We start from the raw sequence: 26,423 nt of genomic DNA, 5'->3' as shown, positions 1-26,423 counted from the left end.
TGCAACCCGATGACGCCGACATTGGGCGAACGAGCTGTCCAGCCTGTGGATAACGTTATCCACAGGGGTCGCGGAGCCGGGGCCGCCGCGAGACGGTCGTGGCATGAACAAGCACCACGACATCACCGGTCCCGCCGACGAGCAGCAGATCACCCTGCGCGGTCCAGCCGAACTGGCCGACGCCCTCCCGTACCTGATGGGCTTCCATCCCAACGATTCGATCGTGCTCGTCGCGCTGCACGGCACCTGCGGCCGCTTCGGCGGGCGCCTGCGGCTCGGCATTCCGCGTTCGCCGCGCGAATGGACGCCCGTGGCCGAGCAGCTCGCGGAGTGCCTGATCGAAGGCAGCGAGCGCCGCGGCTCCCGCCCCGACGGCATCGTCGTCTTCCTCTGCCAGGAACCGGCTGAAGGCGAGACCAGCCACCGGGTCATGGAGCGGCTGCGCCCCCTCGCGCAACGACTGAGGACCGCCTGTGGCACCTTCGACGTGCCCGTCTATGAGGCGCTCTGCATTTCCGACGGCCGCTTCTGGTCCTACTGCTGCCCCGACTCGCGCTGCTGTCCGCCCGAAGGCGATGTCCTGGCTCTGCCCGGCACCTCGGTGATGGCCGCGGCCGCCGCATACGCCGGCATCCAAGTACGAGGAACCCTGCGGCAGATGGAGGCGCGGCTCGAACCGATGGCCACTCCGAACGCGGCCGACCAGGAGAAGGCGCTGGACGCCGCGGGCGCCGCGCTGGTGCCCAGGATCCTTGACGGAGAGGGGCGTCAGCAGGTCGCCGCGGAGACCCTCGCGCTGGCCCGCCGACTGATGAAACGCATCGCGGAGACCCCTCGGTCCGGTGGCTGGGCCGAGACGGATGTCACGGACGACCGGCTCGTCACGCACGACGAGGCCGCCGCCGTGGTCCTCGGCCTACAGGACCGGGACACCCGGGACCGGGCCGCGGAATGGATGGAGGGACCGGACGCGGATCCCGCGCTGCGGCTCTGGCGGGCGCTGTCCCGCCGCTGCGTCGGCCCTTACTCCGAGCACGCGGCCGCCCCGCTCACGCTCGCCGGCTGGGTCGCCTGGTCCACCGGCGACGAACCCGGCGCGAGAGTCGCTCTGGGACGTGCCCTGCGCGTCGACCCCGAGTATGTCTTCGCCCGCCTGCTGCACCAGGCCTGCAACGAGGGACTGGATCCGGAGGCTCTGCGCAGCTGTCTGCGCAAGGAGCACGGTTCAGGGCCGTCCGCCGCTGTAGGCGGGGCAGGCGGACGCCCGCACCGCCCGCGTCCTCAGCAGGTCCGTCCGCCTGCAGGCAGGAAGCGTCCGCCGACTGCCCGGACGCGTCCGGAAAAGTCGGTGTCGAGGAATCGCAGCAGGGGGAGTAGGCGCAGCGGGCAACGTGGCACCAGGAGCGGGCGATGACGGCCGTGACCTGGGCGCCCGCCGCCGTTCACCGCTTTGGCGGAATCGCACCACCTGTGCTGTCGCATTCGCAGCGGCTGTCCGGAGCACACGGAAGGCACAGCGGAACCCCCATGGCCATCCCTGCCCCTCGCCCGCCCCATTTGCCGCAGACGGGGCAGAGCTCCGGTTCCGGGGCACGGCCGCCCGGAGCCGGACGGCCGCGTGATCTGCCGCCGGTGCGCACCATGCTCATCTGCGTCGACTTATGGGGTGCAGATTCTGACGACCCTCGTCGGCCTTCGCCGCGACGCCCCCGGCCGACGGTCGCGCCGCACCCCGTGCATTGCGCACCCCTCGGTGCCGTACAGATCTCGGGGCTGCGAGGCGGGGGAGGGGGTGAAGAAACAGCTGCCGCAGATGGCGAAGGGAGTGTTTATCGTCAGGCAGACGACTATGATCACGGCATGTCGCCCTACGACCCGTCGGCCTTTCCGCCCTTCGCTGTCACCGTCGACCTGGTCGTGCTCACCGTGCGTCGACATGCGCTCTGTGCGCTGGTGGTACGCCGCGGAGAGCCGCCGTTCCAGGGCCGGTGGGCGCTGCCCGGTGGCTTCGTCAGGGGTGACGAGGATCTGGCCGCGGCAGCAGCGCGCGAGCTCGCCGAGGAGACCGGGCTGTGCGCGCACGATCCGGCCTCCCCGGCACCGGGAAACGGCGCGCATCTCGAGCAACTGGCCACGTACGGCGACCCCAAGCGGGACCCCCGCATGCGAGTCGTCAGCGTCGCCCATCTGGTGCTTGCGCCCGACCTCCCCGCGCCCCGAGCGGGCGGTGACGCGAACAGCGCGCGGTGGGCCCCTGTCGAGGATCTCCTGGGCCAGGAGAACGGGTTCGGTCGCGAGGGCGAGCAGTCCGCGCAGCTCGCCTTCGACCATGCGCGGATCCTGGCGGACGGCGTGGAACGGGCCCGCTCCAAGATCGAGTACTCCTCGCTGGCCACTGCGTTCTGTCCACCGGAGTTCACGGTCGGCGAGCTGCGACGGGTGTACGAGGCCGTGTGGGGCGTCGCGCTCGACCCCCGCAATTTCCACCGCAAGGTCACCGGCACCCCAGGGTTCCTGGTGCCCGCGGGCGGCACGACCACCCGCCAGGGCGGCCGCCCCGCGCAGCTGTTCCGGGCCGGCGGCGCGACCTTGTTGAACCCGCCGATGCTGCGTCCCGAAGTCTGACCGAACCCGGTCCGATGTCGGTGAGGGGCTGACACCCGGGCTCTGGCCGTTGCGTGAAAAGTCGGAAATGTCGCGTTATCTTGCTGGGTACCCGCCGTGCCGCCGAGCGGTCTCACCTTCCGCGAGAGAAGCGATGCTCCAGGCCATCGGACTGACCAGCACCCCCCGCCGAGACCTCCCGCCCGCAGTCGACGACCTCACCTTCGAGGCGATGCCCGGCCGTGTCACGGCGCTCGTCGGAGCCGACGGCTCCGGCAAGACGACGGCGCTGCGGCTAATGCTCGAACTCGAGTCCGGCCGGGGCATCACGTACTTCCGCGGCAACCCTCTCCATCGCATCGCCGACCCAGCTCGCGAGGTGGGGGTGCTCCTCGGCGATGTTCCGGGCCATCCGGCAAGGACCGCCCGGGGCCAGCTCCGTATGCTCTGCGCCGCCGCCGGAGTGCCTGCCTCCCGGGCCGAGGAGCTGCTCGAAGTCGTCGGTCTCACCGGCCTCGGCGGTCGGCCTCTCGGGACGCTCTCGCTCGGCATGGACCGCAGGCTGGGGCTCGCCTCAGCGCTGCTGGGCGACCCGCAGACGCTCATCGTCGACGAGCCCGCGAAGGGTCTCTCGCCCCGCGAGAGCAGCTGGCTGTACGGACTGCTGCGCGCCCACGCCACCCGCGGCGGCACCGTCCTCTGCACCACCAACGACCCCAAGGAGGCCGCGCGCCTCGCCGACCGGGTCGTCACCCTCGATGAGGGCCGCCTCGTCGCCGACCAGGACGCAGCCGCCTTCTCCCGCACCAGGCTCCGCCCCCGCGTGGCGGTCCATACCCCGCACGCCGCCCGCCTGGCCGCCGTCGTCACCCGCGAGGCGCGCGCCGCCCGGCGCTCCGTCGAGGTCGTCGCCGAGGGGGGCAGCCTGCTCTCCGTCTACGGCAGCAGCTGCGCCGAGATCGGCGAAACCGCCTTCCGGCACGGCGTACTCGTCCACCGGCTCACCGACGAGGTCGGTGACACGGGCCCCGCGCCCAGCCCGGCACCGGAACCCGCCCCGGAACCGGCCCCCGCGTCGGCCCCCGCCTCGCCCGCCCCAGCCCCGCTTGCCTCTGCCGCGCACGCCCCCGGTGCCACCCCCGACCCCGACGCCGAGAAGCCCCCCGCCCCGCCCGCCCCCCCAGCCACGCAACACCCCGGCCCCCCTCCACCCCCAGCCCCACCCCCGGTCGGGTCCCAGCCGCGCCCCGTACGCAGCCCCCTCAGGCCCCTGCGGTACGAACTACGCCGCCTCCTCGGAGTCCGTACCGCCCTCCTCGTCGCGGCAGCCGTGCTCGTCGCTTCCGCCGCCCTGTGCGTCCTGCTCGCGCGTTCCGGCTCCACCCCCCTCCCGACCGCGCTCGCCGCCTGGCCCGACTTCCTCCCGCTGCCGCCCGCAGCCTTCGGCGCCGGACTGCTCGGGGCGCTCTCCTTCGGCGAGGAGTTCCGCTACCCCGCGCTCGCCGCCGCCCGCGGCACCGTGCCCCGCCGCCTCGGCCTCCTGCTGGCCAAGCTCGCGGTGACCGCCGTGGCCGCGCTTTTGCTCGCGTTCCTCACGGTGGCGGCCGACGTCCAGGTCCTCCGCCTCGTGTACGGAAGCGATTTGGCCCAAGTCCCACGGAACTGGCCCGACCCGGCTGTCAGTTGGGGCGGGCTGACGGTTGGCTGTGCATGGGCGGGTCTGCTCGCCGCCGGAGTCTTCCGGGTCACGGCCGCCGGGGTGGCCGCCGTACTCGCCGTACCGGTTCTCATCGCTCCCCTCGTACAGACGGCGCTCGTCGCTCCGTCAGTCCGTTCGATCGCCGGACTCCCGGGCAGGCTGCGTGAGCTGGCCTGGGTGCAGCTGCCGTGGCAGGCCGACGACTGGCTGACGGGCGGCGCGAGCCTCCTCGCCCAACCTGTCGGCGCGGCACTGGCGTTGTCGTTGTCGGCTCTGATCTGCGCGTATCTGTTCACGGGCCTTCGGCGTAGCGCCCGTTGGTGATCATGATCGACCGGGTCTCGGCGAACTGCTCACAACTCCCTTGAGTGCGCTCGCTTCTTTCCGATAAGGCGTCAATTGCGGGGCCAGCGCCGATCACCCTTTCGTGTGCTTTTCACCAAAGACCTCAAGGGCCGCTGAACCCAAGCCGACAAAGGATGCGTGAGTACCCTTGCGCACACCATGATGACCGCCGCCCGCCCCGCCGAGTCCGGCCTCGCCGGCCCGGGCGAACTCGACCGATACCCCTACGCGGAGTCGCCCGGCGCCGACCGCGTCGGCCCCCCGTCCTGGGACGGGTCCGACGCAGAGTTGGGCCGGGTCGGCCGCCGCGCGGCAGGCAGCCGCGGCCGCGGACTGCACGGCCAACTCGTCCAGCAGCTTGGCCAGATGATCGTCTCCGGAGACCTCGGAGCCGACCGCCCGCTCGTCCCCGAGGAGATCGGCCAGCGCTTCGAGGTCTCCCGCACCGTCGTCCGCGAGTCGCTGCGCGTCCTCGAGGCCAAGGGCCTGGTCAGCGCCCGCCCCAATGTCGGCACCCGGGTCCGTCCGGTGAGCGACTGGAATCTGCTCGACCCCGACATCATCGAATGGCGCGCCTTTGGTCCACAGCGTGACGACCAGCGCCGGGAGCTGAACGAGCTGCGCTGGACCATCGAGCCGCTCGCCGCCCGTCTCGCCGCAGGTCACGGCCGTGAGGACATCCAGCAGCGGCTCGCCGACATGGTCGAGATCATGAGCCATGCGCTCGCTCAGGGTGACGGGATCACTTTCTCGCGGGCCGACGCGGAGTTCCACTCCCTGCTGATCCAGCTCGCGGGCAACCGAATGCTGGAGCACCTCTCCGGCATCGTCTCCGCCGCCCTCCAGGTCTCCGGCGGCCCGGTCACTGGCTGTGACCGTCCGACCGAGGTCTCCCTCACCCATCACGCGCGGATCGTCGACACCCTCGCCACCGGCGACTCGCAAGCCGCTGAGTCGGCCATGCGTCAACTGCTCACCGTTCACCCGGAGGTGGAGCGAGTCGTGCCCGCGCCGCGCGAGCACTGACCGCGGGGCACGGTCAGGAGTATGGAGGCGTACGCATCGCGTGTCGCCGGATTCCACGGGGTCCGGCGGCACGATTGTGTGGTGAACGCCCCTTCTGACCGTTTCGTCGTGGATGGGGTGTGACTCGGGCCACGTGGATTGGGCGTAACACTCCTCGAAACAGTGCGATGACCTAAGAGGTGACAGCCGAAGAGGGAATACAGCCGCCAGTCGGCGCGCTGTGGCAAATCCGAGGTTCAGCCCGCGCCACCGGCACATCCGCAGCCTGGTGGTCGTCGGCTCCTGCCCAGTCATGGGCGGGGCCGGAAGCCGTTTCCATCGTTCCGAGAGGTTGTTCGTGTCGGCCAGCACATCCCGTACGCTCCCGCCGGAGATCGCCGAGTCCGAGTCTGTGATGGCGCTCATCGAGCGGGGAAAGGCTGATGGGCAGATCGCCGGCGATGACGTGCGTCGGGCCTTCGAGGCTGACCAGATTCCGCCAACCCAGTGGAAGAATGTTCTGCGCAGCCTCAACCAGATCCTCGAGGAAGAGGGTGTGACGCTGATGGTCAGTGCCGCGGAGTCGCCGAAGCGCGCCCGCAAGAGCGTCGCAGCGAAGAGCCCGGCAAAGCGCACCGCCACCAAGACTGTCGCGGCCAAGACCGCCACGGCGAAGACCGTCGCGGCCACCGCGGCGCCGACGGCCGAGACCGTCGACGTCCCGGCCGACGAGGTCGAGGCGAACGCGCCTGCCAAGAAGACCGCCGCCAAGAAGACGGCAGCCAAGAAGACGGCGGCGAAGAAGACCGCCGCCAAGAAGACCGTGGCCAAGAAGACCACGGGCAAGAAGGACGCCGACGAGGCCACCGAGGGCGAAGAGCTGCCCGATGAGGCCCAGCCCGGCGCCAAGGGCGAGGAAGAAGAAGCCGAGGGCGAGAACAAGGGCTTCGTTCTCTCCGACGATGACGAGGACGACGCGCCTGCGCAGCAGGTCGCCGTCGCCGGCGCCACCGCCGACCCGGTCAAGGACTACCTCAAGCAGATCGGCAAGGTCCCCCTCCTCAACGCAGAGCAGGAGGTGGAGCTCGCCAAGCGCATCGAGGCGGGTCTGTTCGCCGAGGACAAGCTGGCGAACTCCGACAAGCTCGCGCCGAAGCTCAAGCGCGAACTGGAGATCATCGCCGAGGACGGCCGCCGGGCCAAGAACCACCTGCTGGAGGCCAACCTCCGCCTGGTCGTCTCGCTGGCCAAGCGCTACACCGGCCGCGGCATGCTCTTCCTGGACCTGATCCAGGAGGGCAACCTCGGTCTGATCCGCGCGGTCGAGAAGTTCGACTACACCAAGGGCTACAAGTTCTCCACGTACGCCACCTGGTGGATCCGTCAGGCGATCACCCGCGCCATGGCCGACCAGGCCCGCACCATCCGTATCCCGGTGCACATGGTCGAGGTCATCAACAAGCTCGCGCGCGTGCAGCGCCAGATGCTCCAGGACCTGGGCCGTGAGCCCACCCCGGAGGAGCTGGCCAAGGAGCTCGACATGACCCCCGAGAAGGTCATCGAGGTCCAGAAGTACGGCCGTGAGCCGATCTCGCTGCACACCCCCCTCGGTGAGGACGGCGACAGCGAGTTCGGTGACCTGATCGAGGACTCCGAGGCGGTCGTCCCGGCCGACGCGGTCAGCTTCACCCTGCTCCAGGAGCAGCTGCACTCGGTGCTCGACACCCTGTCCGAGCGTGAGGCGGGCGTGGTCTCCATGCGCTTCGGTCTCACCGACGGCCAGCCGAAGACCCTGGACGAGATCGGCAAGGTCTACGGAGTGACGCGGGAGCGCATCCGGCAGATCGAGTCCAAGACCATGTCGAAGCTGCGTCACCCGTCGCGTTCGCAGGTTCTGCGCGACTACCTCGACTAGGTCGCGGTCGTACGTGGACGAAGGGCCCGCATCCCGTAAGGGGCGCGGGCCCTCTGCGTGCGCCATGCGTGGGCCCCGCGCATGCGCATCGTGTGTGCCCGGGTGCGTGCTGTGGTCGGCTGGCTGACTCTGGGTGGACTCGTTTCACGCTGAGTCAGGAGGCCTTTATGCGTCGTTCCCTCGCCCGAGCCCTGACCGGGGCGCTGGCCCTGATCACCGCGTCGGCGGTGGCGCCATTGACATCGCCCGTACCAGCCGCCGCCGACGGAGTGGTCGTGGGCGGTAATCCGGTACGTGTCGCCGACAGCCCATGGGTCGTTGCGCTGGCCAGCCGTGACCGGTTCGGGGGTACGCGCGCTGGTCAGTTCTGCGGAGGTGTCGTGGTGGCACCGACGAAGGTGCTGACCGCCGCCCACTGCCTGAGCCGGACCGTCCTCGGCAAGGAGGCGAGCGAGATCCCCGACCTGCGCGTCCTTTCCGGCCGCTCGGAGCTGGTCGGCGCGGGAGGCCAGGAGATCGCGGTCAGCGGCACCCGGATCGCGCCGCAGTACGACCCGGTGACGAACAACGTGGACGTGGCGGTCGTGACGCTGGCCAAGGCGCTGCCCGCCTCCCGAGTGATCGGTCTGGCGGGCCCCGGGGACCCGGCGTACCGGCCGGGCACGAGCGCCACCGTCTATGGCTGGGGCGACACGAGGGGGGACGGCAGCTATGCGTCCTCCCTCCATGCCGCCCAGGTGACGGTCCTGTCGGACCAGGCCTGCGGACAGGCCTATCCGGGTGGCCTGAGCGGGCGGTACGTGGCGTCCACGATGCTCTGCGCAGGAGACGCCAAGGGCGGGCGGGACGCCTGTCAGGGGGACAGTGGAGGGCCGCTGGTGGCCCAGGGGAGGCTCATCGGCCTTGTCTCGTGGGGCAGCGGCTGCGGGCAGGTGGGCAGCCCAGGGGTGTACACGCGGATCTCGGGCGTAGTCCGGTCTCAGCGGGAGCCCTGAAAGCCGTACGCCCGGCGACTGGGCCCTGACGCCGGCGCCTGGGGCCCGGGGCAGGACGCCTGAGCGAACGCCGCCGCGGTCACGGTATGAGAGCGGGCGGCCCCCCTGGTATTCAGGGGTGGCCGCCCGTCGGCCGGTCCTGGAGACCGGCCCTTGGCTCGTCGTGGGATGCGAGGTGTCAGTGTTCCTCTTCACCGACAGCGGCCGGCACGGCCGTGAGTCGGTCGGTCTCATCCTGTATTTCCGCGGCGATCTTCTTGAGTTCCGGCTCGAACTTGCGCCCGTGGTGGGCACAGAAGAGCAGCTCACCGCCGCTGGTCAGGACGACACGCAGGTACGCCTGGGCGCCGCAGCGGTCGCAGCGATCAGCGGCCGTCAGGGGGCTCGCGGGGGTCAGAACAGTAGTCACGTCGCCTCTTCTCTAGCTCGACGAGCTGTCGTACCAGGGTCAACATCCAACCAGCCCGAAAACGTTCCCGCTCGGGGCTTTTCCTCGAAACTTCTTCTCAAGGTGGCTGTGTGCTGCCGGTTGGCGGCGAATGAGCCGTATTGCTTCGCTCTACGGATTTCGCGTTGCTTGTCTCGTTTGGCCCTCCCGGCTGGGTTGCCGGTTGTGAATGAGGACGTGCCCGGAGCCTAAATGGTTCATGCCTCGAAGGGAACGTGATGTGCACGTCACTCCATAGAGGGATCGAACATGTATGCGAGGCTGGACTAGCATGAGAAATCACGAGGGTGGCGTTACATCGGCTCTACCAGGCCTCGGTACCCTCTGACGGGGCGACCGACGCCCGGCCTATACCCCACTGGGCCACATCTGAAATTCAGCGAGGAGCGAACCGCGTGACCGCCGAAACGTCCGTGCCGTCCACAGCGGTGCTGACCGCAGACCGTGACGGCTCCAACTACACCGCGCGGCACCTGCTCGTACTCGAGGGGCTCGAGGCGGTCCGCAAGCGCCCCGGAATGTACATCGGGTCCACCGACAGTCGCGGTCTGATGCACTGCCTCTGGGAGATCATCGACAACTCCGTCGACGAGGCCCTCGGGGGCCACTGCGACCACATCGAGGTGATCCTGCACGAAGACGGTTCCGTCGAGGTCAAGGACAACGGCCGGGGCATCCCCGTCGACATCGAGCCGAAGACCGGCCTCTCCGGCATCGAGGTCGTGATGACCAAGCTGCACGCCGGCGGCAAGTTCGGTGGCGGCTCGTACGCCGCCTCCGGCGGTCTGCACGGCGTGGGCGCCTCTGTCGTCAACGCCCTCTCCGCCCGCCTCGACGTCGAGGTGGACCGCGGCGGCGCGACGCATCTGATCAGCTTCCGGCGCGGGGTCCCCGGCATCTTCACCGAGTCGGGCCCGGACGCCCCCTTCGACCCGGCGAACGGGCTGCTCAAGGGCAAGCGGGTGCCCAAGACCCGTACCGGCACGCGCGTGCGGTACTGGGCGGACCGGCAGATCTTCCTCAAGGACGCCAAGCTCTCCCTGGAGAACCTCCACCAGCGCGCCCGCCAGACCGCCTTCCTGGTGCCCGGCCTGACCATCGTGGTGCGCGACGAGCGGGACCTGGAGGGCGAGGGCAAGAGCGAGGAGATCTTCCGCTTCGACGGCGGCATCAGCGAGTTCTGCGAATACCTCGCCCAGGACAAGGCCGTCTGCGACGTGCAGCGGCTGACCGGGCAGGGCACCTTCAAGGAGACCGTCCCGGTCCTCGACGACCGCGGCCATATGACCCCCACCGAGGTCACCCGGGAGCTCGCCGTCGACATCGCCCTGCGCTGGGGCACGGGGTACGACACCACCGTCAAGTCCTTCGTGAACATCATCGCCACCCCCAAGGGCGGCACACATGTGAGCGGCTTCGAGCGCTCCCTCACCAAGACGGTGAACGAGGTGCTGCGCTCCGCCAAGGTGCTGCGCGTCGCCGAGGACGACATCGTCAAGGACGACGCCCTGGAGGGCCTCACCGCGGTCGTCACGGTCCGGCTGGCGGAGCCGCAGTTCGAGGGCCAGACCAAGGAGGTGCTGGGCACCTCGGCGGCCAACAGGATCGTGGCCAATGTCGTCGCCAAGGAGCTCAAGGCGTTCTTGACCTCCACCAAGCGGGACGCCAAGGCGCAGGCCCGCGCGGTGCTGGAGAAGGCCGTGGCCGCCGCCCGTACGCGTATCGCGGCACGCCAGCACAAGGATGCGCAGCGCAGGAAGACCGCCCTGGAGACCTCCTCGCTGCCCGCCAAGCTCGCCGACTGCCGCAGTGACGACGTGGAGCGCAGCGAGCTCTTCATCGTCGAGGGGGACTCCGCGCTCGGCACCGCCAAGCTCGCCCGGAACAGTGAGTTCCAGGCGCTGCTGCCGATCCGCGGAAAGATCCTCAACGTCCAGAAGTCGTCCGTCTCCGACATGCTCAAGAACGCCGAGTGCGGCGCGATCATCCAGGTCATAGGGGCCGGATCGGGCCGTACCTTCGACATCGACGCGGCGCGTTACGGCAAGATCGTCCTGCTGGTCGACGCCGATGTCGACGGTGCACACATCCGCTGTCTGCTGCTCACGCTCTTCCAGCGCTACATGCGGCCGATGGTGGAGGCGGGCCGGGTCTTCGCCGCCGTGCCGCCGCTGCACCGGGTCGAACTCGTCCAGCCCAAGAAGGGCCAGGACAAGTACGTGTACACGTACTCCGACAGCGAGCTGCGCCAGACGCTGCTGGAGTTCCAGCGCAAGGGGGTCCGCTTCAAGGACTCCATCCAGCGCTACAAGGGCCTCGGCGAGATGGACGCCGATCAGCTCGCGGAGACCACGATGGACCCGCGCCACCGCACCCTGCGCCGGATCAACATCGGCGACCTGGACTCCTCCGAGCAGGTCTTCGACCTGCTCATGGGCAATGAGGTCGCGCCCCGCAAGGAGTTCATCACCAGCTCCGCCGCGACGCTGGACCGCTCGCGGATCGACGCCTGACGACGGCCCCGCCCACCCAGGGGTGGAGCCGACGGCTCCACCCCTGATCCGATCCGGCCCGGGGACCCGCTCCGTAGCATCGACGGCGACGGAGGAGGACCCGACGTGCCCAGCAGCCTGTGGACCGCGTGGCCCACGCGGGAAGCGCTGTCCCGGGTGGGCGTACCGCGCGTCCGGATCGCACTCGACATCGCCGTGCTGGCCTCCATGGCGGCCTGGGCGGTCTCCAGCGCGTACGCATCGGGAGCCTTCCACGGCTGGCGGGCTGTGCTTCCGGCGCTCGGCCTGCTCTGCTGCACCGCGGCCTTCCTCGGCTACCACCGGACGACCCTGGCAGGCCGGCTGCTGGCCTCGCTCGGACTGCTCGCAGCCGTTGCCGCGGTGGGGGCGGTGGCGTACGCCGCCGGGGCGGACGTTCCCTCGGCGGTGCTGTGGATCTCGGCCTCCGTCATGGCGATGGAGCGCCTCCCTCTGGCCCCCGCTCTGGTCACCGGCGTGGTGATGGTCAGCCTCTTCGCGCTGATCCAGGACAGGAGCGCCCTGGGGTACGGGATCACGGTGGCCGCCGTGCTGCTCGGCGGCTACTCACTGCGCCTGGACGCCCAGGCTCGTGGCGCCGGATTCCGACTGCTCGCCCAGGAGCGGGCCGCGCGCGAGGCCGAGGCCACCTCCGCGGCCCTCGCCGAGCGGGCCCGGATCGCGCGCGAGATCCACGACGTCCTCGCGCACAGCCTGTCCGCTCAGCTCGTACATCTGGAGGCGGCCCGGCTGCAGATCGAGCGGGGCCCGGAAGGGACGTTCCGCGAACAGATCCTGGAGCGGGTGGTGGCCGCCCGGGTGATGGCCCGCGAAGGCCTCGCGGAGACCCGGCAGGCGCTCTCCGCCCTGCGCGGCGAGATGGTTCCCGTCGAGGACTATCTGCGCGAGCTGGGAGTCGCCGACGGGGCCGAGACCGAGGTGACGGGCGAGCGGCGGCAGCTGACCGCCGAGGCCTCTCAGGCGGTACGGCGGGTGGCGCAAGAGGCCCTGACCAACGCGCGCAAGCACGCGCCGGGCGCAAAGGTACGCATGCTGCTCGCGTACGAGGACGGCGAAGTGGCTTTGGAGGTACGCAATTCGGGAGCCGCCGGCCAGGCCGGTGAGCTCGGGATCTCCGGCTCCGGGTACGGTCTGCTGGGGATGCGCGAACGGGCCGAACTGCTCGGCGGCACCCTGGAGGCGGGACCGGAGGGAGAGGGTTTCGTGGTGCGGCTGCGAGTGCCGGCATGACCGCGCGGATCGCCAGAGTGATCGTCGCCGACGATCAGGCGGTGGTGCGCGAGGGCATTGTGATGCTCCTGGGGTTGCTGCCGGGAATCGAGGTCGTCGGCTCGGCGAAGGACGGCGAGGAAGCCCTCACCCTGGTCGCCGAACTCGCCCCCGACGTCGTCCTGATGGACCTGCGGATGCCCCGCTGCGACGGGGTCGAGGCGACCCGCCGTATCCGCCTCGAACACCCAGGCACCCAGATCGTCGTGCTCACCACCTATGCCGACGACGACTCACTCTTCCCGGCCCTGCGGGCGGGTGCGCGCGGCTATCTCACCAAGGACGCCGACGGCGACGAGATCGTACGGGCCATCCAGGACGTCATCGCCGGCCGGGCCGGGCTTTCGCCGGTCGTCCAGCGCCGACTGCTGGAGCAGGTCACCTCGGCGCCCGAACCGTCGGGACCGAAGCTGCCCGACGGGCTGACGGCGCGGGAGGGCGAGGTGCTGACCCTGATCGCGGAGGGCCTCAACAACGCGGACATCGCCCGCAGGCTGCACATCTCCACGGCCACCGTGAAGACCCACATCAACAACCTCTTCTCGAAGACAGGCATTCACGACCGCGCGCAGGCGGTGCGGTACGCCTACCGGGAAGGTCTCGCGATGCCACCTGGGTCGGGGATCACCTGATGGGGTGAAGACCGGCGGTAGATGCGTCCGGGATCTTCCTGCTCTGTCCATCCTTGTACACGCGGCCGAAACGGTTCGCCGACAAGGAGAGTTGATCGGTGGAGAAGCAGGAAGGGCGGGACGCCGCGGGGGTACGGCTCGACGACCCGTGGTACGACGCGCTGGCCTCCGGCTGGGGCGAGCTGGACGGCACAGGCGCCCCCGCGCCCGTCCTGCCGCCACAGTCCGCGGACCGGCAGAGCGCCGGGCCGTGCGCGGCCGACATCTATCTCGAGGTGCAGCACAGCGCCGCCTTCCAGGAGGTGCGCGGACGCTACCGGAGGTTCGTCGTCCCCGCCGCGTTCGCCTTTCTCACCTGGTACTTGGCGTATGTCGTCGCGGCCGTCACGGCACCCGGGCTGATGGCCCGGCCGGTGGCGGGCGCGGTGAATGTGGCGATGGTCGCCGGGCTCGGACAGTTCCTCACCACATTCCTGCTGACCTGGGCGTATGCCCGCCATGCGCGACTGCGCCGGGACCGTGCCGCACTCGATCTGCGCTGGACCGTGTTCGATCAGACAAGGGCGCAGGAGCAGGCGAGAGCGCAGGAGCCGGCCAAAGCCCAGGAGCAGGCGAGAGCACAGGAGACGACGCGGGGGCACGAGCGTTGAGCGGCGACCACCAGACTCTGGCGCTACTGCTCTTCAGCGCGTTCGTCGCGCTCACCCTCGCCATCACGACCTGGGTGAGCCGCAACCGGCGAGGTTCCGCAGAGGAGTTCTACGCGGGCGGGCGGCTTTTCTCTCCCATGGAGAACGGGTTTGCCATCGCCGGCGACTACATGTCCGCCGCCTCGTTCCTCGGCATCTCCGGCCTCATCGCCCTCTACGGCTACGACGGAATGCTCTACTCCGTCGGCTTCCTGGTCGCCTGGCTGGTCGTTCTGCTCCTCGTCGCCGAACTCGTGCGCAACTGTGGCCGGTTCACTCTGGCCGATGTCGTCGCATCGAGGATGAGCGAGCGCCCCGTCCGCATCGCGGCGGGAACTTCTTCGGTCGCCGTGTCCGTTCTCTATCTGGTGGCGCAGATGGTGGGAGCCGGCAGCCTCGTCGCGCTGCTGCTGGGCGGTACGAGCGAAGCCGCGCGCTCGTGGACCGTGATCGGCGTGGGTGCACTGATGGTGATCTATGTGTCGTTGGGAGGGATGCGAGCCACCACCTGGATCCAGATCGTCAAGGCCGTGCTGCTGATGGCGGGCGCGATCACGATGACCGTGCTCGTACTGACACGCTTCCACGGCGACTTCAACCAGCTGCTGAACTCCGCCGCCGAACGGAGCGGCCACGGCAAGGATTTCCTCTCGCCCGGCCTCAAGTACGGCGGGAACTGGACCGCGCGCCTCGACTTCATCAGCCTCGGCCTGGCGCTCGTCCTGGGTACGGCGGGGCTGCCGCACATCCTGTCCCGCTTCTACACCGTGCCGACCGCGCGGGCCGCCCGACGCTCGGTGGTCTGGTCGATCGGCCTCATCGGCAGCTTCTATCTGATGACGATCGTGCTCGGCTTCGGCGCGGCCGCGGTGGTGGGCTCCGACGCGGTACGGGCGTCGAACGCCGCTGGGAACACGGCGGTTCCGCTGCTCTCCCTCGATCTGGGCGGGGGCGCCGGATCGACCGGCGGCACGGTGCTCTTCGCGGTGGTCGCGGCCGTGGCCTTCGCGACGATCCTCGCCGTCGTCGCCGGTATCACCCTCGCCTCATCGGCCTCGGTCGCCCACGATCTGTACGCCTCACTCAGGCGCCGCCACTCCAAGCAGCGCAGCGAGGTCGCGGTCGCCCGGGTCGCCGCGGTCGGCATCGGGGCGGCCGCCATTGCGCTCGGCCTGCTCGCCCGCGATCTGAACGTCGCGTTCCTGGTGGGCCTGGCCTTCGCGGTCGCCGCCTCCGCCAATCTGCCCGTACTGCTCTACTCGCTGTTCTGGCGGAACTTCACCACGCGCGGTGCGGTGTGGTCGGTGTACGGCGGGCTGATTCCGGCGGTGCTGCTTGTGGTGCTCTCGCCGGTCGTGACGGGCAGCCCGGAGGCGCTCTTCCCGGGGGCGGACTTCCATGTCTTCCCACTGCAGAACCCGGGGCTGGTCTCCATCCCGCTGGGCTTCCTGGCGGGCTGGCTCGGCACCGTAACCTCTGCTGAGCCCGCGGACGCAGCGAAGCACGCGGAGACGGAGGTGCGGGCGCTTACGGGTGCGGGCGCGGTCTGAAGCTCGCCGCGCGGTCTCAACTCGCTGCGGGCTGAACTCGCTGCGGTCTGAAGTTCGCTGCGGTCTGAGGTTCGCGGCCGCGGTCGAAGGCCGCCTGCGGGCCGTTTTTCTCAGATGCTCGCCGACCACAGGTACCGGTGTTCCGGGCGGCCCGTCTCGCCGTACTTCAGGCTCAGTTGCACTCGGCTCGTCCGCTCCAGCAGCTTCAGATAGCGCTGCGCCGTTTGCCGGCTCACCCCCGCACGCTCCGCGATCTCCTGGGTGGACAGCGGTCCCTCGGCGGCCAGCAGTACCTGGCGTACCAGCTCGGCGGTCGTCGGCGAGTGGCCCTTGGGCAGGTCCGGGGCGATCGAGCCGGCCGACAGTGCCCCGAATATCCGGTCCACCTCGGCCTGTTCCGCCTCGCCGCCGCTCTCCAGGGTGCGGCGGAGCGAGCCGTACGCCTCCAACTTGGCGTGCAGGCCGGCGAAGTTGAACGGCTTCACCAGGTACTGGAGGGCGCCATGGCGCATCGCCGCCTGGACAGTGGCCACATCCCGGGCCGCGGTCACCATGATCACGTCGGTCTGGTGGCCCAGCCTGCGCAACTCCCGTACGACCGCGAGACCGTTCCCGTCCGGCAGATAGTGGTCGAGCAGGATCAGATCCACCGGGCTGTCCGCGATCCGGGCGAGCGCCTCCGCAGCCGAGTAGGCCTTCGCGGAGACCCGGAAGCCGGGCACCTTGGACACATAGGCCGCGTTGATCTCCGCGACCCGGACGTCGTCGTCCACCACCAGTACGTCGATCATCGTGCCTCCACGACAGTGGCCAGGATCATTGCGCCTCCGCGACGGTGGCCAGCCCCGGCTCGGTCAGCGCTTCGGGGAGTACGACGGTGAACTCGGCGCCGCCGCCCGGCGCCTCGCTCACCTGTGCGCTGCCGCCCTGCCGTTCCGCGAGCCGGCGCACCAGCGCCAGGCCGAGTCCACGCTTGCCATGGGCCGGGAGTTCCTTGGTGGACCAGCCCTCGGTGAAGATCAACTCTCGCTGTTCGGACGGGACACCCGGGCCGCTGTCCGCGATCCGCAGGACGGCCGTACGGCCCTCGGCCCGCAGCTCGACCTCGATCCGCGGGTCCAGCGAACCGGCGGCCGCATCCAGCGCGTTGTCGACGAGGTTGCCGACGACCGTGACCAGACCGCGGGGGTCCACCAGCCTGTCGGGCAGCAGCGTCCCCGGCGCGATGCGCAGCGAGACGCCCCGCTCGGCCGCCACCGTCGCCTTGCCCACCAGCAGTGCGGCCAGCAGAGGATCATGGATCTTCTCGGTGATCTGCTCGGCGGTGGCCCGGTGCACGCCGACCACCTCGGTGACGAACTCAACTGCCTCCTCGTGCATCTCCAGTTCGAGGAGTCCGAGCAGGGTGTGCATCCGGTTGGCGTGCTCGTGGTCCTGGGCGCGCAGGGCGTCGATCAGTCCGCGGGTCGAGTCCAGCTCGCGGCCGAGCTGCTCCAGCTCGGTGCGGTCGCGCAGGGTGGCGACGGCGCCGCCGTCGTCGGTCGGCATCCGGTTGGCGATCAGCACCCGGCTGCCGCGTACGGTCAGCAGGTCCTCGCCGGTGACCCGGCCCGCCAGTACATCGGTCGTCCGGCCCCCGCCCAGCACCTCGTCGAGCGGTCGTCCCATCGCCTCGTGGCCGAGGCCGAGCAGCCGCTGCGCCTCGTCGTTCATCAGCCGGATCCGGCCCGACCTGTCCAGGGCCACGACCCCTTCCCGGATGCCGTGCAGCATCGCCTCGCGCTCCGCCAGCAGCGCGGAGATATCGGAGAAGGCCAGGTCATGCGTCTGCCGCTGGAGCCTTCTGGAGATCAGATAGGCGGCCAGGGCCCCGACGGCCAGTGCCCCGCCGGCGTACGCGAGCAGCCCGGGGATCGCGGCCAGCAGCCGGGCGCGCACGCTGTCGTACTCGATACCGACCGACACCGCGCCGACGATCCTGCCGCCGTCGTCGCGCAGCGGCACCTTTCCGCGGGCGGAACGGCCGAGTGTCCCGCTGTCGATCTCCATGACCTCGTTGCCCGCCAGCGCCTGGCTGGGGTCGGTGGAGACGACGCGGCCTATCTCCCGGGGGGCGGTGTGGGACCAGCGCACCCCGCGCCTGTCCATGATCACGACGTACTCCGCGCCGGTCGCCTGCCGGATCCGCTCGGCCTCGGCCTGTACCGGACCGGCGGCCGTCGGCCGTGAGCCGAGCAGCTCGTCGGCGACCTCCGGGGACGCGGTGGTCTCGGCGATGGCGAGCGCCCGGCGCATCGCCTGATCGTCGAGCTGGGCGCTGAGCGGCGCGAGGAAGAGACCGGTGGCCAGCACAGTGACACCAGTGGCGATGGCCAGCTGCATCAGCAGGACCTGGGAGAAAACCCGCTGCGGCCAGCCGAACCGCCGGCGCCGGGCGGGGACGGTCGGAACGGGGTTCATGTCTAGGAACGGTAGATGGCCGAGCGGCCTTTCCGAAACTTCCATTCCCGCGCAAATGGCTTGCGCGTTTTGCAGTCGACTTACGTCTTCTTCAAAGTCAGCGATAAAAGCCGCTGGTGTCGCCGGATTTCGGGGTTCCAGGCGGGGGTGGCCAGATCGCTTGGCGTGGTCATGGCAGTAGACGACTTGGCATAGCTCTGCAACTCTCTGACTGCCACGCGCAAAAGACCCAGTCCGACAGTGCACAAACGCCAGTCGCACAGGTACGCCGACAGAGCCGCGCCTCGTTGCGTCAGCGCACGGGGCCGAAGATCGGGGACATATGAGACCGCAACGCTGGAGTTGGCGGGTGCTCTCCGCCGTGATCACCGCCAGTCTTCTGATGATCGCCTGGCCGTCACTGACCGCATCGGCGGCACACGGCCCCAACATCGCCGCAGGCCGTCCCGCGGCTGCGAGCAGCGGCCACAGCGAGTACGCCGCCCGCAACATCACCGACACCGACCAGGCGACGTACTGGCAGAGCGCCGGTACAAGCTTCCCCCAGTGGGCGCAGACCGACCTCGGCACCACCAGCCGGATCGACGAAGTGGTCCTCAAGCTCCCCGCCGGGTGGGAGAGCAGGCAGCAGACGCTCTCCGTCCAGGGCAGCGCCGACGGCACCAGCTTCTCGACCCTGAAGACCTCGGCCGCGTACACCTTCAGCCCGGGCCAGGCCAATACGGTGGCCATCGTCTTCCCGGCCGCCCAGACCCGGTTCGTGCGCGTGCACATCACCGCCAACACCGGCTGGCAGGCAGCGCAACTGTCCGAACTCGAAGTCCATGCCGCAGGTGAGTCCTCCGCCGATCTCGCCCGCGGCAGGACTCTGACGGCCGGCAGCCACACCGAGGTCTACACGGCCGCCAACGCCAACGACGGCAACCGGGCCAGCTACTGGGAGAGCCGCAACGGCGATCTCCCACAGTGGATCCAGGCCGATCTGGGGTCCTCCGTACGCGTCGACCGGGTCGTCCTGCGCCTGCCGGCCGGCTGGGAAGACAGAACGCAGACCCTGCAGATCCAGGGCAGCCCGGGCGGCACGGACTTCACCGATCTGACCGCGTCCAGGGCGTACGAGTTCAACGCGGCCGGCGGCCAGTCGGTGACGATCTCCTTCGACGCCGCCACCACGCGGTACGTGCGGGTCCTGGTCACCGCCAACACCGGCCGGGCAGCCGCCCAGGTCTCCGAGTTCGAGATCTACGGCCCGGCGACCGGCGACACCCAGGCCCCCACGGCTCCCACCGCGCTTGCCTACACCGAGCCGGCCACCGGCCGGATCAAGCTGACCTGGGAGGCGTCCACCGACAACACCGGCGTCACCGGCTACGACATCTACGCCAACAACGAACTGCGCACCAGCGTCGCCGGAAACGTCACGACGTACACGGACACCCAGCCCACGAGCGCCACGGTGGCGTACTTCGTGCGCGCGAAGGACGCGGCCGGGAACCAGTCGGCCGACAGCAACACCGTGACCCGCAAGGCAGACACGGGCGACACCCAGGCGCCGACCGCACCCGCCTCTCTCGCCTTCACCGAGCCCGCCGCCGGGCAGATCAAGCTGACCTGGGGCGCGTCCTCGGACGACACCGGCGTCGCCGGGTACGACATCTACGCCAACAACACGCTGCGCAAGAGCGTGGCGGGCAACGTCATGACATACACGGACACCCAGCTCGCGAGCGCGACGGTCTCGTACTTCGTACGCGCCAAGGACGCCGCCGGGAACGAGTCCGGCAACAGCAACACAGTGACCCGCAACGGATCCACGGGCCCGGGGTCCAACCTCGCCGTCGGCAAACCGATCAGCGCCTCCTCCGTGATCCACACCTTTGTCGCGGAGAACGCCAACGACAACAGTCTGACGACCTACTGGGAGGGCGCCGCCGGCAGTTACCCGGGCACTCTCACCGTGAAACTGGGCGCCAACGCCGATCTGAGCAGCGTGGCCGTCAAGCTCAATCCGGACAGCAGCTGGGGCACGCGGACGCAGAACATCCAGGTACTCGGCCGTGAGCAGAGTGCGCAAGGCTTCACGAGTCTGGCCGCGGCGAAGGACTACACCTTCAATCCGGCGAGCGGCAACGCGGTCACCGTCCCGGTCGACGCTCGAGTCGCCGACGTACAGCTGAAGTTCACCTCCAACACTGGCGCGACCGCGGGGCAGGTGGCGGAGTTCCAGGTCATGGGCGTTCCGGCGCCCAACCCCGATCTGGAGGTCACCGGTCTGGCGGCGTCGCCCGCAGCACCCGTCGAGTCGGACCCGATCACCCTGTCGGCCACCGTACGCAACAGCGGACCCGTCGCCTCCGCCGCGAGCACGGTCGCGCTTCGGCTCGGCGGCACCAAGGTCGCCACAGCGCAGGCCGGCGCTCTGGCCGCCGGGGCGCAGACGACCGTCAGTGCGACGATCGGGGCGCGTGACGCGGGCACGTACCAGCTCAGCGCCGTCGCCGACGAGGCGAACTCCGTCATCGAGCAGAACGAGACCAACAACACCTACACCAGCCCGACTTCGCTGGTGGTCAAGCCGGTGGACAGCTCCGACCTGATCGCATCCGCGGTGAACTGGACCCCGAGCGGCCCCGCTGCCGGTGACACCGTCACCTTCTCCGTGGCCCTCAAGAACCAGGGAACGGTGGCCTCGGCGGGCGGCAGTCACGGCATCACGCTCGCCGTGACCGACTCCAGGGGCGCGACGGTCAAGACCCTCACGGGCGAGCACGGCGGAGCCATCGCCGTCGGAGCGACCACATCACCCGTGAACCTCGGCAGCTGGCCCGCCGCCAACGGCTCGTACACCGTGAAGGTGGTCGTCGCCGACGACGCCAACGAGCTGCCGGTCAAGCGCGCCAACAACAGGAGCACCCGTCCGCTGTTCGTCGGCCGCGGCGCCGACATGCCGTACGACATGTACGAGGCGGAGGACGGCACGGCGGGCGGTGGCGCAGAGATCGTCGGACCGAACCGGACCGTCGGCGACGTTGCGGGCGAGGCGTCGGGCCGCAAGGCCGTCACCCTCAACAACGACGGCAACTACGTGGAGTTCACGACCAGGGCGAGCGCCAACACCCTGGTGACGCGGTTCTCCATTCCGGACTCGCCGGGCGGCGGAGGCATCGACTCGACGCTCAACGTCTACGTCAACGGCTCCTTCCGCAAGGCGATCGACCTCACCTCCAAGTACGCCTGGCTGTACGGGGCGGAGGCCAGCCCCGGGAACTCTCCGGGATCCGGCGCCCCGCGCCACATCTACGACGAGGCGCACATCATGCTGGGCGATTCGGTTCCGGAAGGCAGCAAGATCAAGCTGCAGAAGGACGCGGCCAACGGTTCCAAGTACGCGATCGACTTCGTGAGCCTGGAGCAGGTCGCGCCCATCGCCAACCCCGATCCGGCGACGTACACCGTGCCGGCCGGATTCACTCATCAGGACGTCCAGAACGCCCTGGACAAGGTGCGGATGGACACGACCGGCGCGCTGGTCGGCGTCTATCTGCCGGCCGGCGACTACCAGACGTCCAGCAAGTTCCAGGTGTACGGCAAGGCCGTGAAGGTGGTCGGCGCCGGGCCCTGGTACACCCGGTTCAACGCGCCCTCGACACAGGACAACACCGATGTCGGCTTCCGGGCGGAGGCGTCCGCGAAGGGCTCGTCGTTCGCGAACTTCGCGTACTTCGGGAACTACACCTCGCGCATCGACGGCCCGGGCAAGGTGTTCGACTTCTCGAATGTCTCGGACATCGTGATCGACAACATCTGGAACGAGCACATGGTGTGCCTCTACTGGGGCGCGAACACCGACAAGATCACCATCAAGAACTCCCGCATCCGCAATATGTTCGCCGACGGCGTCAACATGACCAACGGGTCGACGGACAACCTCGTGACCAACAACGAGGCGCGGGCCACCGGAGACGACAGTTTCGCGCTCTTCTCGGCGATCGATGCCGGGGGCTCGGACATGAAGAACAACGTCTACGAGAATCTGACGTCGATCCTCACCTGGCGGGCCGCTGGCATCGCCGTCTACGGCGGCTACGACAACACCTTCCGCAACATCCACATCGCGGACACGCTCGTCTACTCCGGGATCACCATCAGCTCGCTGGACTTCGGCTACCCGATGAACGGCTTCGGGACCGAACCGACCACGGTCGAGAACGTCTCGATCGTCCGGGCCGGCGGGCACTTCTGGGGAGCGCAGACCTTCCCCGGGATCTGGCTCTTCTCGGCCTCGAAGGTGTTCCAGGGGATCCGGGTGAACAACGTCGACATCGTGGATCCGACGTACAGCGGAATCATGTTCCAGACCAACTACGCAGGAGGACAGCCGCAGTTCCCAATCAAGGACACGATCCTCAGTGACATCTCGATCTCCGGCGCTCGCAAGAGCGGGGACGCGTACGACGCCAAGTCCGGATTCGGGCTCTGGGCGAACGAGATGCCGGAGGCCGACCAGGGGCCCGCGGTCGGTGAGGTCACCTTCAACGGTCTGAGGTTCAGCAACAACGCCCAGGACGTGAAGAACACGACCTCCACCTTCAAGATCAATATCAACCCCTAGGCGACCTGTCGCCATGAGCGCGGACTAGCGCAAGCCGCTTGCAAGGCTTGCGCTAGTCTTGCGTGCATGACGCGACGACTTGCTCAGGTGGCGAAGAAGGTTGGGGTCAGCGAGGCCACGGTCAGCCGGGTGCTCAACGGCAAGCCGGGGGTCTCCGAGGCCACCCGGCAGTCCGTGCTGACAGCGCTGGACGTCCTTGGGTACGAGCGCCCGACCCAGCTGCGCGGCGAGCGGGCGCGACTGGTCGGTCTGGTCCTTCCGGAGTTGCAGAATCCGATTTTCCCGGCGTTCGCCGAGGTGATCGGCGGGGCGCTGGCGCAGCAGGGGTTGACCCCCGTGCTCTGCACCCAGACCAAGGGCGGTGTCTCGGAGGCGGACTATGTCGAGCTGCTGCTCCAGCAGCAGGTGTCCGGCGTCGTGTTCGCGGGAGGGCTCTTCGCCCAGGCGGACGCCCCGCACGACCACTACAGGCTGCTTGCCGGACGCAAGATTCCGGTGGTGCTGATCAACGCCTCCATCGAGAATCTCGACTTCCCCTGCATCGCCTGCGACGACGCCGTGGCAGTGGAGCAGGCCTGGCGGCACCTGGTCTCGCTCGGCCATGAACGCATCGGTCTGGTCCTCGGCCCGCCCGACCATGTGCCGTCCCGCCGCAAGCTCGCGGCGGCCCACGCGGCCGCGAAGTCTGCCGGCCGTGAGCTGCCCGACGAGCGCATCGAGCGCTCTATGTTCTCGCTGGAAGGCGGGCAGGCGGCGACCGCGCGACTGCTCGACCGGGGTGTCACCGGGATCATTTGCGCCAGCGATCCGCTCGCTCTCGGAGCGGTACGGGCCGCACGCCGGCGGGGTCTGTCCGTCCCCGGCGAGGTGTCGGTCGTCGGTTATGACGACTCCGCCTTCATGAACTGCACCGAGCCGCCGCTGACCACCGTGCGCCAGCCCATCGAGGCGATGGGGCGGGCCGCGGTGGAGCTGCTCTGCGCACAGATCCAGGGTGGCGAAGTGCCGCCCGGCGAGCTGCTCTTCGAGCCGGAGCTGGTGGTGCGCGGCTCCACGGCCCAGGCTCCGCGCTAGCCGCGCGTCCGGCCCAGGCGCCCGGCCCCCGCGCTGGCTGTCGCCCTCCGGCGTGCAACTGACTGTCAAGCATTTACGAAATCAGCGCGAGATATTGCGGTCTCCTGTCGCCGGTGGTTGAGTGTGCCGCGCCCCCGCTGCGTGTCAGCCGCGGGTCGTCCACGCTCTTGCCCGAGGGGGACCACCGATGACAAGTGCTTGGTTCCGTCGTACTCGCCGTGTCGGTCGTAGCACCGCGACCGCCCTCGTCTCCGCGCTCGCCCTCTCCGCCCTGGCCGCCTGCGGCACGAGCAGCAGCGGCAACAACGACGAGGGCTCCGGCGGTGGTTCGTCCGACCCGTCAGCGCCGCTGGACCCGAAGACCAAGCTGACCCTCACGATCGACTGCATGCCTCCGGCCGCCAAGGCCGCGGAGCTCAAGGAGTGGAACGAGGACGTCAAGGCGTTCAACAAGACGTACCCGAACATCAAGATCGAGGGGCGTTCGACGCCCGGCCAGTGTCTTGAGCCGCCGCGCTTCACCGCGATGCTCAAGGCCAAGTCCCAGCCCGACGTGTTCTACACGTACTTCACCGATCTTCAGCAGGTGCTGGACAACGCGGGCACCGAGGACATCTCCGCGTACGTGACCGCCAAGACCGTCCCCGCTTTGGCGGACATCGACCCCGACGTCATGAACTCCCTCAAGCAGGACGGCAAGCTCTACGGCCTCCCCACCAGCAACTACACCATGGGTCTGCTGATCAACCGCAAGCTCTTCGAGCGGGCCGGACTCGACCCCGACAACCCGCCGAAGACCTGGGAAGAGGTCCGCGCGGCCGCCAAGAAGATCGCCGGACTCGGCAAGGGAATCGCGGGCTACGGCGAGTACAGCGCCGGAAACACCGGCGGCTGGCACTTCACCGCCACCATGTACGGACTCGGCGGCGACATCGTCGACGCGAGCGGCAAGAAGGCCGCCTTCAACAACGACCTGGGCAAGCAGGTCGCCGAGAACCTCCACGCCATGCGCTGGCAGGACGACAGCATGGGCAAGACCCAGCTGCTCAAGTGGGGCGATCTGCAGAAGCAGATCGCCAGCGACAAGCTCGGGATGTTCCTCGCCGCGCCCGACGACATCGCGTACATGGTCCAGCAACTCGGCGCCAAGTACGAGAACTTCGGCATGGGGCCGATCCCGGGCGAGAAGAACACCCTCTTCGGCGGCAACAACTACATGATCAAGAAGGGGATGTCCCCGGACAAGATCAAGGCCGCCGTCGCCTGGCTCAACTTCAAGAACCTCACCGTGGGCAAGGGTCAGTTCGACTGGGCCCGCGCCAAGGCGGACGGTCTGCCCGTCGGTGTCCCGCAGCCGAACTTCTGGCTGAACGCCAGCAAGACCAAGGACGACGCGGCGCGCGCCGCCAGCGCCACCATGCCGGTCGAGAACTTCAAGGCCTTCATGGACAACCCCGTCAAGGGCAAGGCCGAGCCGCCCAAGGCCCAGGAGATCTACAAGGTCCTGGACAACGTGATGTCGGCAGTCCTGACCAACAAGAACGCGGACGTGGCGGGGCTGCTCTCCACCGCGGAGACGCAGGTCGACCAGATCCTGGCGAACCAGTAGCAGATGTCGGCCCCCACGCTCTCACCGCGCAAGGCCGCACCGTCCCCAGGGCAGGGTGCCGGGCTCCGTACGAACGCATCGAGGGAGGCGTTCGTACGAGCCCTGCGCCACAATCTGTCGGCGCACGGCTTTCTGATCGGCGCCGTGCTCTGCTTCTCGTTCTTCTCCTGGTATCCGATGGTCAGGGAGTTCATCCTGGCCTTCCAGAAGACCGAGGACGGACGGACCACCTGGGCCGGCTGGTCCAACCTCACCACCGTCTTCAACGACCCGGCCTTCTGGCAGGCCTGGCGCAACACGCTGCTGTTCACCGGTCTCGCGCTGCTCCTCGGCTTCGCCGTCCCGTTCGTCGTGGCGCTGGTCCTCAACGAATTCCGGCACGCCCAGGGCTACTTGCGGCTGCTGGTCTATCTGCCGGTGATGCTCCCGCCGGTCGCGTCCGTACTGCTCTTCAAGTATCTGTACGACCCCGGATACGGGCTTTTCAACCGGATCCTGGAACTGCTGCACCTCCCGCAGCAGCAGTGGCTCCAGGACCCCGACACCGCCATGCTCTCCGTCGTCATCGCCGCCACCTGGATGAACATGGGCGGCGCGACGCTGATCTACCTCGCCGCACTCCAGGGCATACCGGGGGAGCTCTACGAGGCGGCGGAGCTCGACGGCGCGGGAGTGCTGCGCAAGATCTGGTACGTCACCATCCCGCAGACCCGGCTGATCCTCTCGCTGATGCTGCTGATGCAGATCATCGCGACGATGCAGGTCTTCACCGAGCCGTTCCTGCTCGCGGGCGGCGCAGGCCCGGAGGGCTCCACGACGACCGTGGTCTACCTCATCTACCAGTACGCCTTCAACTTCAACGACTACGGCAGCGCGGCCGCGCTCGGCCTGGTCCTGCTCGTACTGCTCGCGGGGTTTTCCGCGGCGTACGTACGGCTCAGCCGCGGCAGCGAGGACGAGTAGGA

Annotated in this window: 18 protein-coding genes; 15 read left to right on the top strand and 3 right to left on the bottom strand. The window is 69.2% G+C overall.

The features are described 5' to 3' along the window. The first annotated feature begins 103 nt into the window (after positions 1–103). From ACFYWY_RS20980 to ACFYWY_RS20955, 6 genes are all read left to right on the top strand, one after another. Entirely contained in the window at positions 104–1,414 is a 1,311-nt protein-coding gene (locus ACFYWY_RS20980; RefSeq protein WP_389188621.1) for a DUF4192 domain-containing protein, read from the top strand. A gap of 446 nt (positions 1,415–1,860) precedes the next feature. Then, positions 1,861–2,625, top strand: coding sequence for an NUDIX domain-containing protein (locus ACFYWY_RS20975; protein WP_389188618.1), 765 nt, complete (start codon positions 1,861–1,863; stop codon positions 2,623–2,625). Positions 2,626–2,758: 133 nt separating this feature from the next. Further along, complete coding sequence (locus ACFYWY_RS20970; protein WP_389188615.1) at positions 2,759–4,627, top strand: ATP-binding cassette domain-containing protein; 1,869 nt, start codon at positions 2,759–2,761, stop codon at positions 4,625–4,627. A 159-nt stretch (positions 4,628–4,786) separates the two neighbouring features. Continuing rightward, entirely contained in the window at positions 4,787–5,674 is an 888-nt protein-coding gene (locus ACFYWY_RS20965; protein WP_389188612.1) for a FadR/GntR family transcriptional regulator, read from the top strand. A 337-nt stretch (positions 5,675–6,011) separates the two neighbouring features. Beyond that, positions 6,012–7,568: an RNA polymerase sigma factor gene (locus tag ACFYWY_RS20960; protein ID WP_389188609.1), complete on the top strand. Its 1,557-nt coding sequence runs from the start codon at positions 6,012–6,014 to the stop codon at positions 7,566–7,568. A 167-nt stretch (positions 7,569–7,735) separates the two neighbouring features. Beyond that, positions 7,736–8,563, top strand: coding sequence for a serine protease (locus tag ACFYWY_RS20955; RefSeq protein ID WP_389188606.1), 828 nt, complete (start codon positions 7,736–7,738; stop codon positions 8,561–8,563). Between the two features lie 178 nt (positions 8,564–8,741). On the opposite strand, the gene ACFYWY_RS20950 is transcribed toward ACFYWY_RS20955, so the two are convergent. Continuing rightward, complete coding sequence (locus ACFYWY_RS20950; protein ID WP_307660675.1) at positions 8,742–8,972, bottom strand: hypothetical protein; 231 nt, start codon at positions 8,970–8,972, stop codon at positions 8,742–8,744. A 434-nt stretch (positions 8,973–9,406) separates the two neighbouring features. On the opposite strand from ACFYWY_RS20950, the gene ACFYWY_RS20945 reads away from it, so the two are divergent. From ACFYWY_RS20945 to ACFYWY_RS20925, 5 genes are all read left to right on the top strand, one after another. Then, positions 9,407–11,524: a type IIA DNA topoisomerase subunit B gene (locus tag ACFYWY_RS20945; RefSeq protein ID WP_389188602.1), complete on the top strand. Its 2,118-nt coding sequence runs from the start codon at positions 9,407–9,409 to the stop codon at positions 11,522–11,524. Positions 11,525–11,629: 105 nt separating this feature from the next. Continuing rightward, a complete protein-coding gene (locus ACFYWY_RS20940) occupies positions 11,630–12,793 on the top strand; it encodes a sensor histidine kinase (protein ID WP_389188599.1) in 1,164 nt (387 codons plus the stop codon). Beyond that, a complete protein-coding gene (locus tag ACFYWY_RS20935) occupies positions 12,790–13,464 on the top strand; it encodes a response regulator (RefSeq protein WP_389188596.1) in 675 nt (224 codons plus the stop codon). The genes ACFYWY_RS20940 and ACFYWY_RS20935 overlap by 4 nt, the downstream gene beginning before the upstream one ends. 98 nt (positions 13,465–13,562) lie before the next feature. After that, positions 13,563–14,114, top strand: a complete 552-nt coding sequence (locus ACFYWY_RS20930) for a DUF485 domain-containing protein (RefSeq protein WP_389188593.1) — start codon at positions 13,563–13,565, stop codon at positions 14,112–14,114. Next, a complete protein-coding gene (locus tag ACFYWY_RS20925) occupies positions 14,111–15,703 on the top strand; it encodes a cation acetate symporter (RefSeq protein ID WP_389188590.1) in 1,593 nt (530 codons plus the stop codon). Before ACFYWY_RS20930 ends, ACFYWY_RS20925 begins: the two co-directional genes overlap by 4 nt. A gap of 110 nt (positions 15,704–15,813) precedes the next feature. On the opposite strand, the gene ACFYWY_RS20920 is transcribed toward ACFYWY_RS20925, so the two are convergent. Both ACFYWY_RS20920 and ACFYWY_RS20915 read right to left on the bottom strand, forming a co-directional pair. After that, positions 15,814–16,494 (bottom strand): response regulator, encoded by a 681-nt coding sequence (locus tag ACFYWY_RS20920; RefSeq protein WP_389188587.1) that lies wholly within the window; start codon positions 16,492–16,494, stop codon positions 15,814–15,816. A gap of 25 nt (positions 16,495–16,519) precedes the next feature. Further along, positions 16,520–18,163 (bottom strand): ATP-binding protein, encoded by a 1,644-nt coding sequence (locus ACFYWY_RS20915; RefSeq protein ID WP_389188584.1) that lies wholly within the window; start codon positions 18,161–18,163, stop codon positions 16,520–16,522. A 322-nt stretch (positions 18,164–18,485) separates the two neighbouring features. Here ACFYWY_RS20915 and ACFYWY_RS20910 point away from each other — a divergent pair, with 322 nt between their 5' ends. The 4 genes from ACFYWY_RS20910 to ACFYWY_RS20895 all read left to right on the top strand — a co-directional run bounded on the left by ACFYWY_RS20910 (position 18,486) and on the right by ACFYWY_RS20895 (position 26,421). Continuing rightward, positions 18,486–22,775, top strand: coding sequence for a discoidin domain-containing protein (locus ACFYWY_RS20910; RefSeq protein WP_389188581.1), 4,290 nt, complete (start codon positions 18,486–18,488; stop codon positions 22,773–22,775). Positions 22,776–22,841: 66 nt separating this feature from the next. Further along, positions 22,842–23,849, top strand: coding sequence for a LacI family DNA-binding transcriptional regulator (locus ACFYWY_RS20905; RefSeq protein WP_389188578.1), 1,008 nt, complete (start codon positions 22,842–22,844; stop codon positions 23,847–23,849). A 187-nt stretch (positions 23,850–24,036) separates the two neighbouring features. Beyond that, on the top strand, positions 24,037–25,458 hold the full coding sequence (locus ACFYWY_RS20900) for an extracellular solute-binding protein (RefSeq protein WP_389188575.1): 1,422 nt from the start codon (positions 24,037–24,039) through the stop codon (positions 25,456–25,458). 3 nt (positions 25,459–25,461) lie between these two features. Then, the gene (locus tag ACFYWY_RS20895) at positions 25,462–26,421 is read left to right on the top strand and encodes a carbohydrate ABC transporter permease (RefSeq protein ID WP_389188572.1); all 960 of its coding nucleotides are present in this window, start codon (positions 25,462–25,464) and stop codon (positions 26,419–26,421) included. Positions 26,422–26,423: the final 2 nt, after the last annotated feature.

Origin of the sequence: Streptomyces sp. NPDC002870 (assembly GCF_042888505.1) — a bacterium.
In the GTDB taxonomy this organism is placed as follows: Bacteria; Actinomycetota; Actinomycetes; order Streptomycetales; family Streptomycetaceae; genus Streptomyces.
Note: the sequence above shows the minus strand (reverse complement) of the source record. Positions and strands in the feature narration are given on the sequence as shown.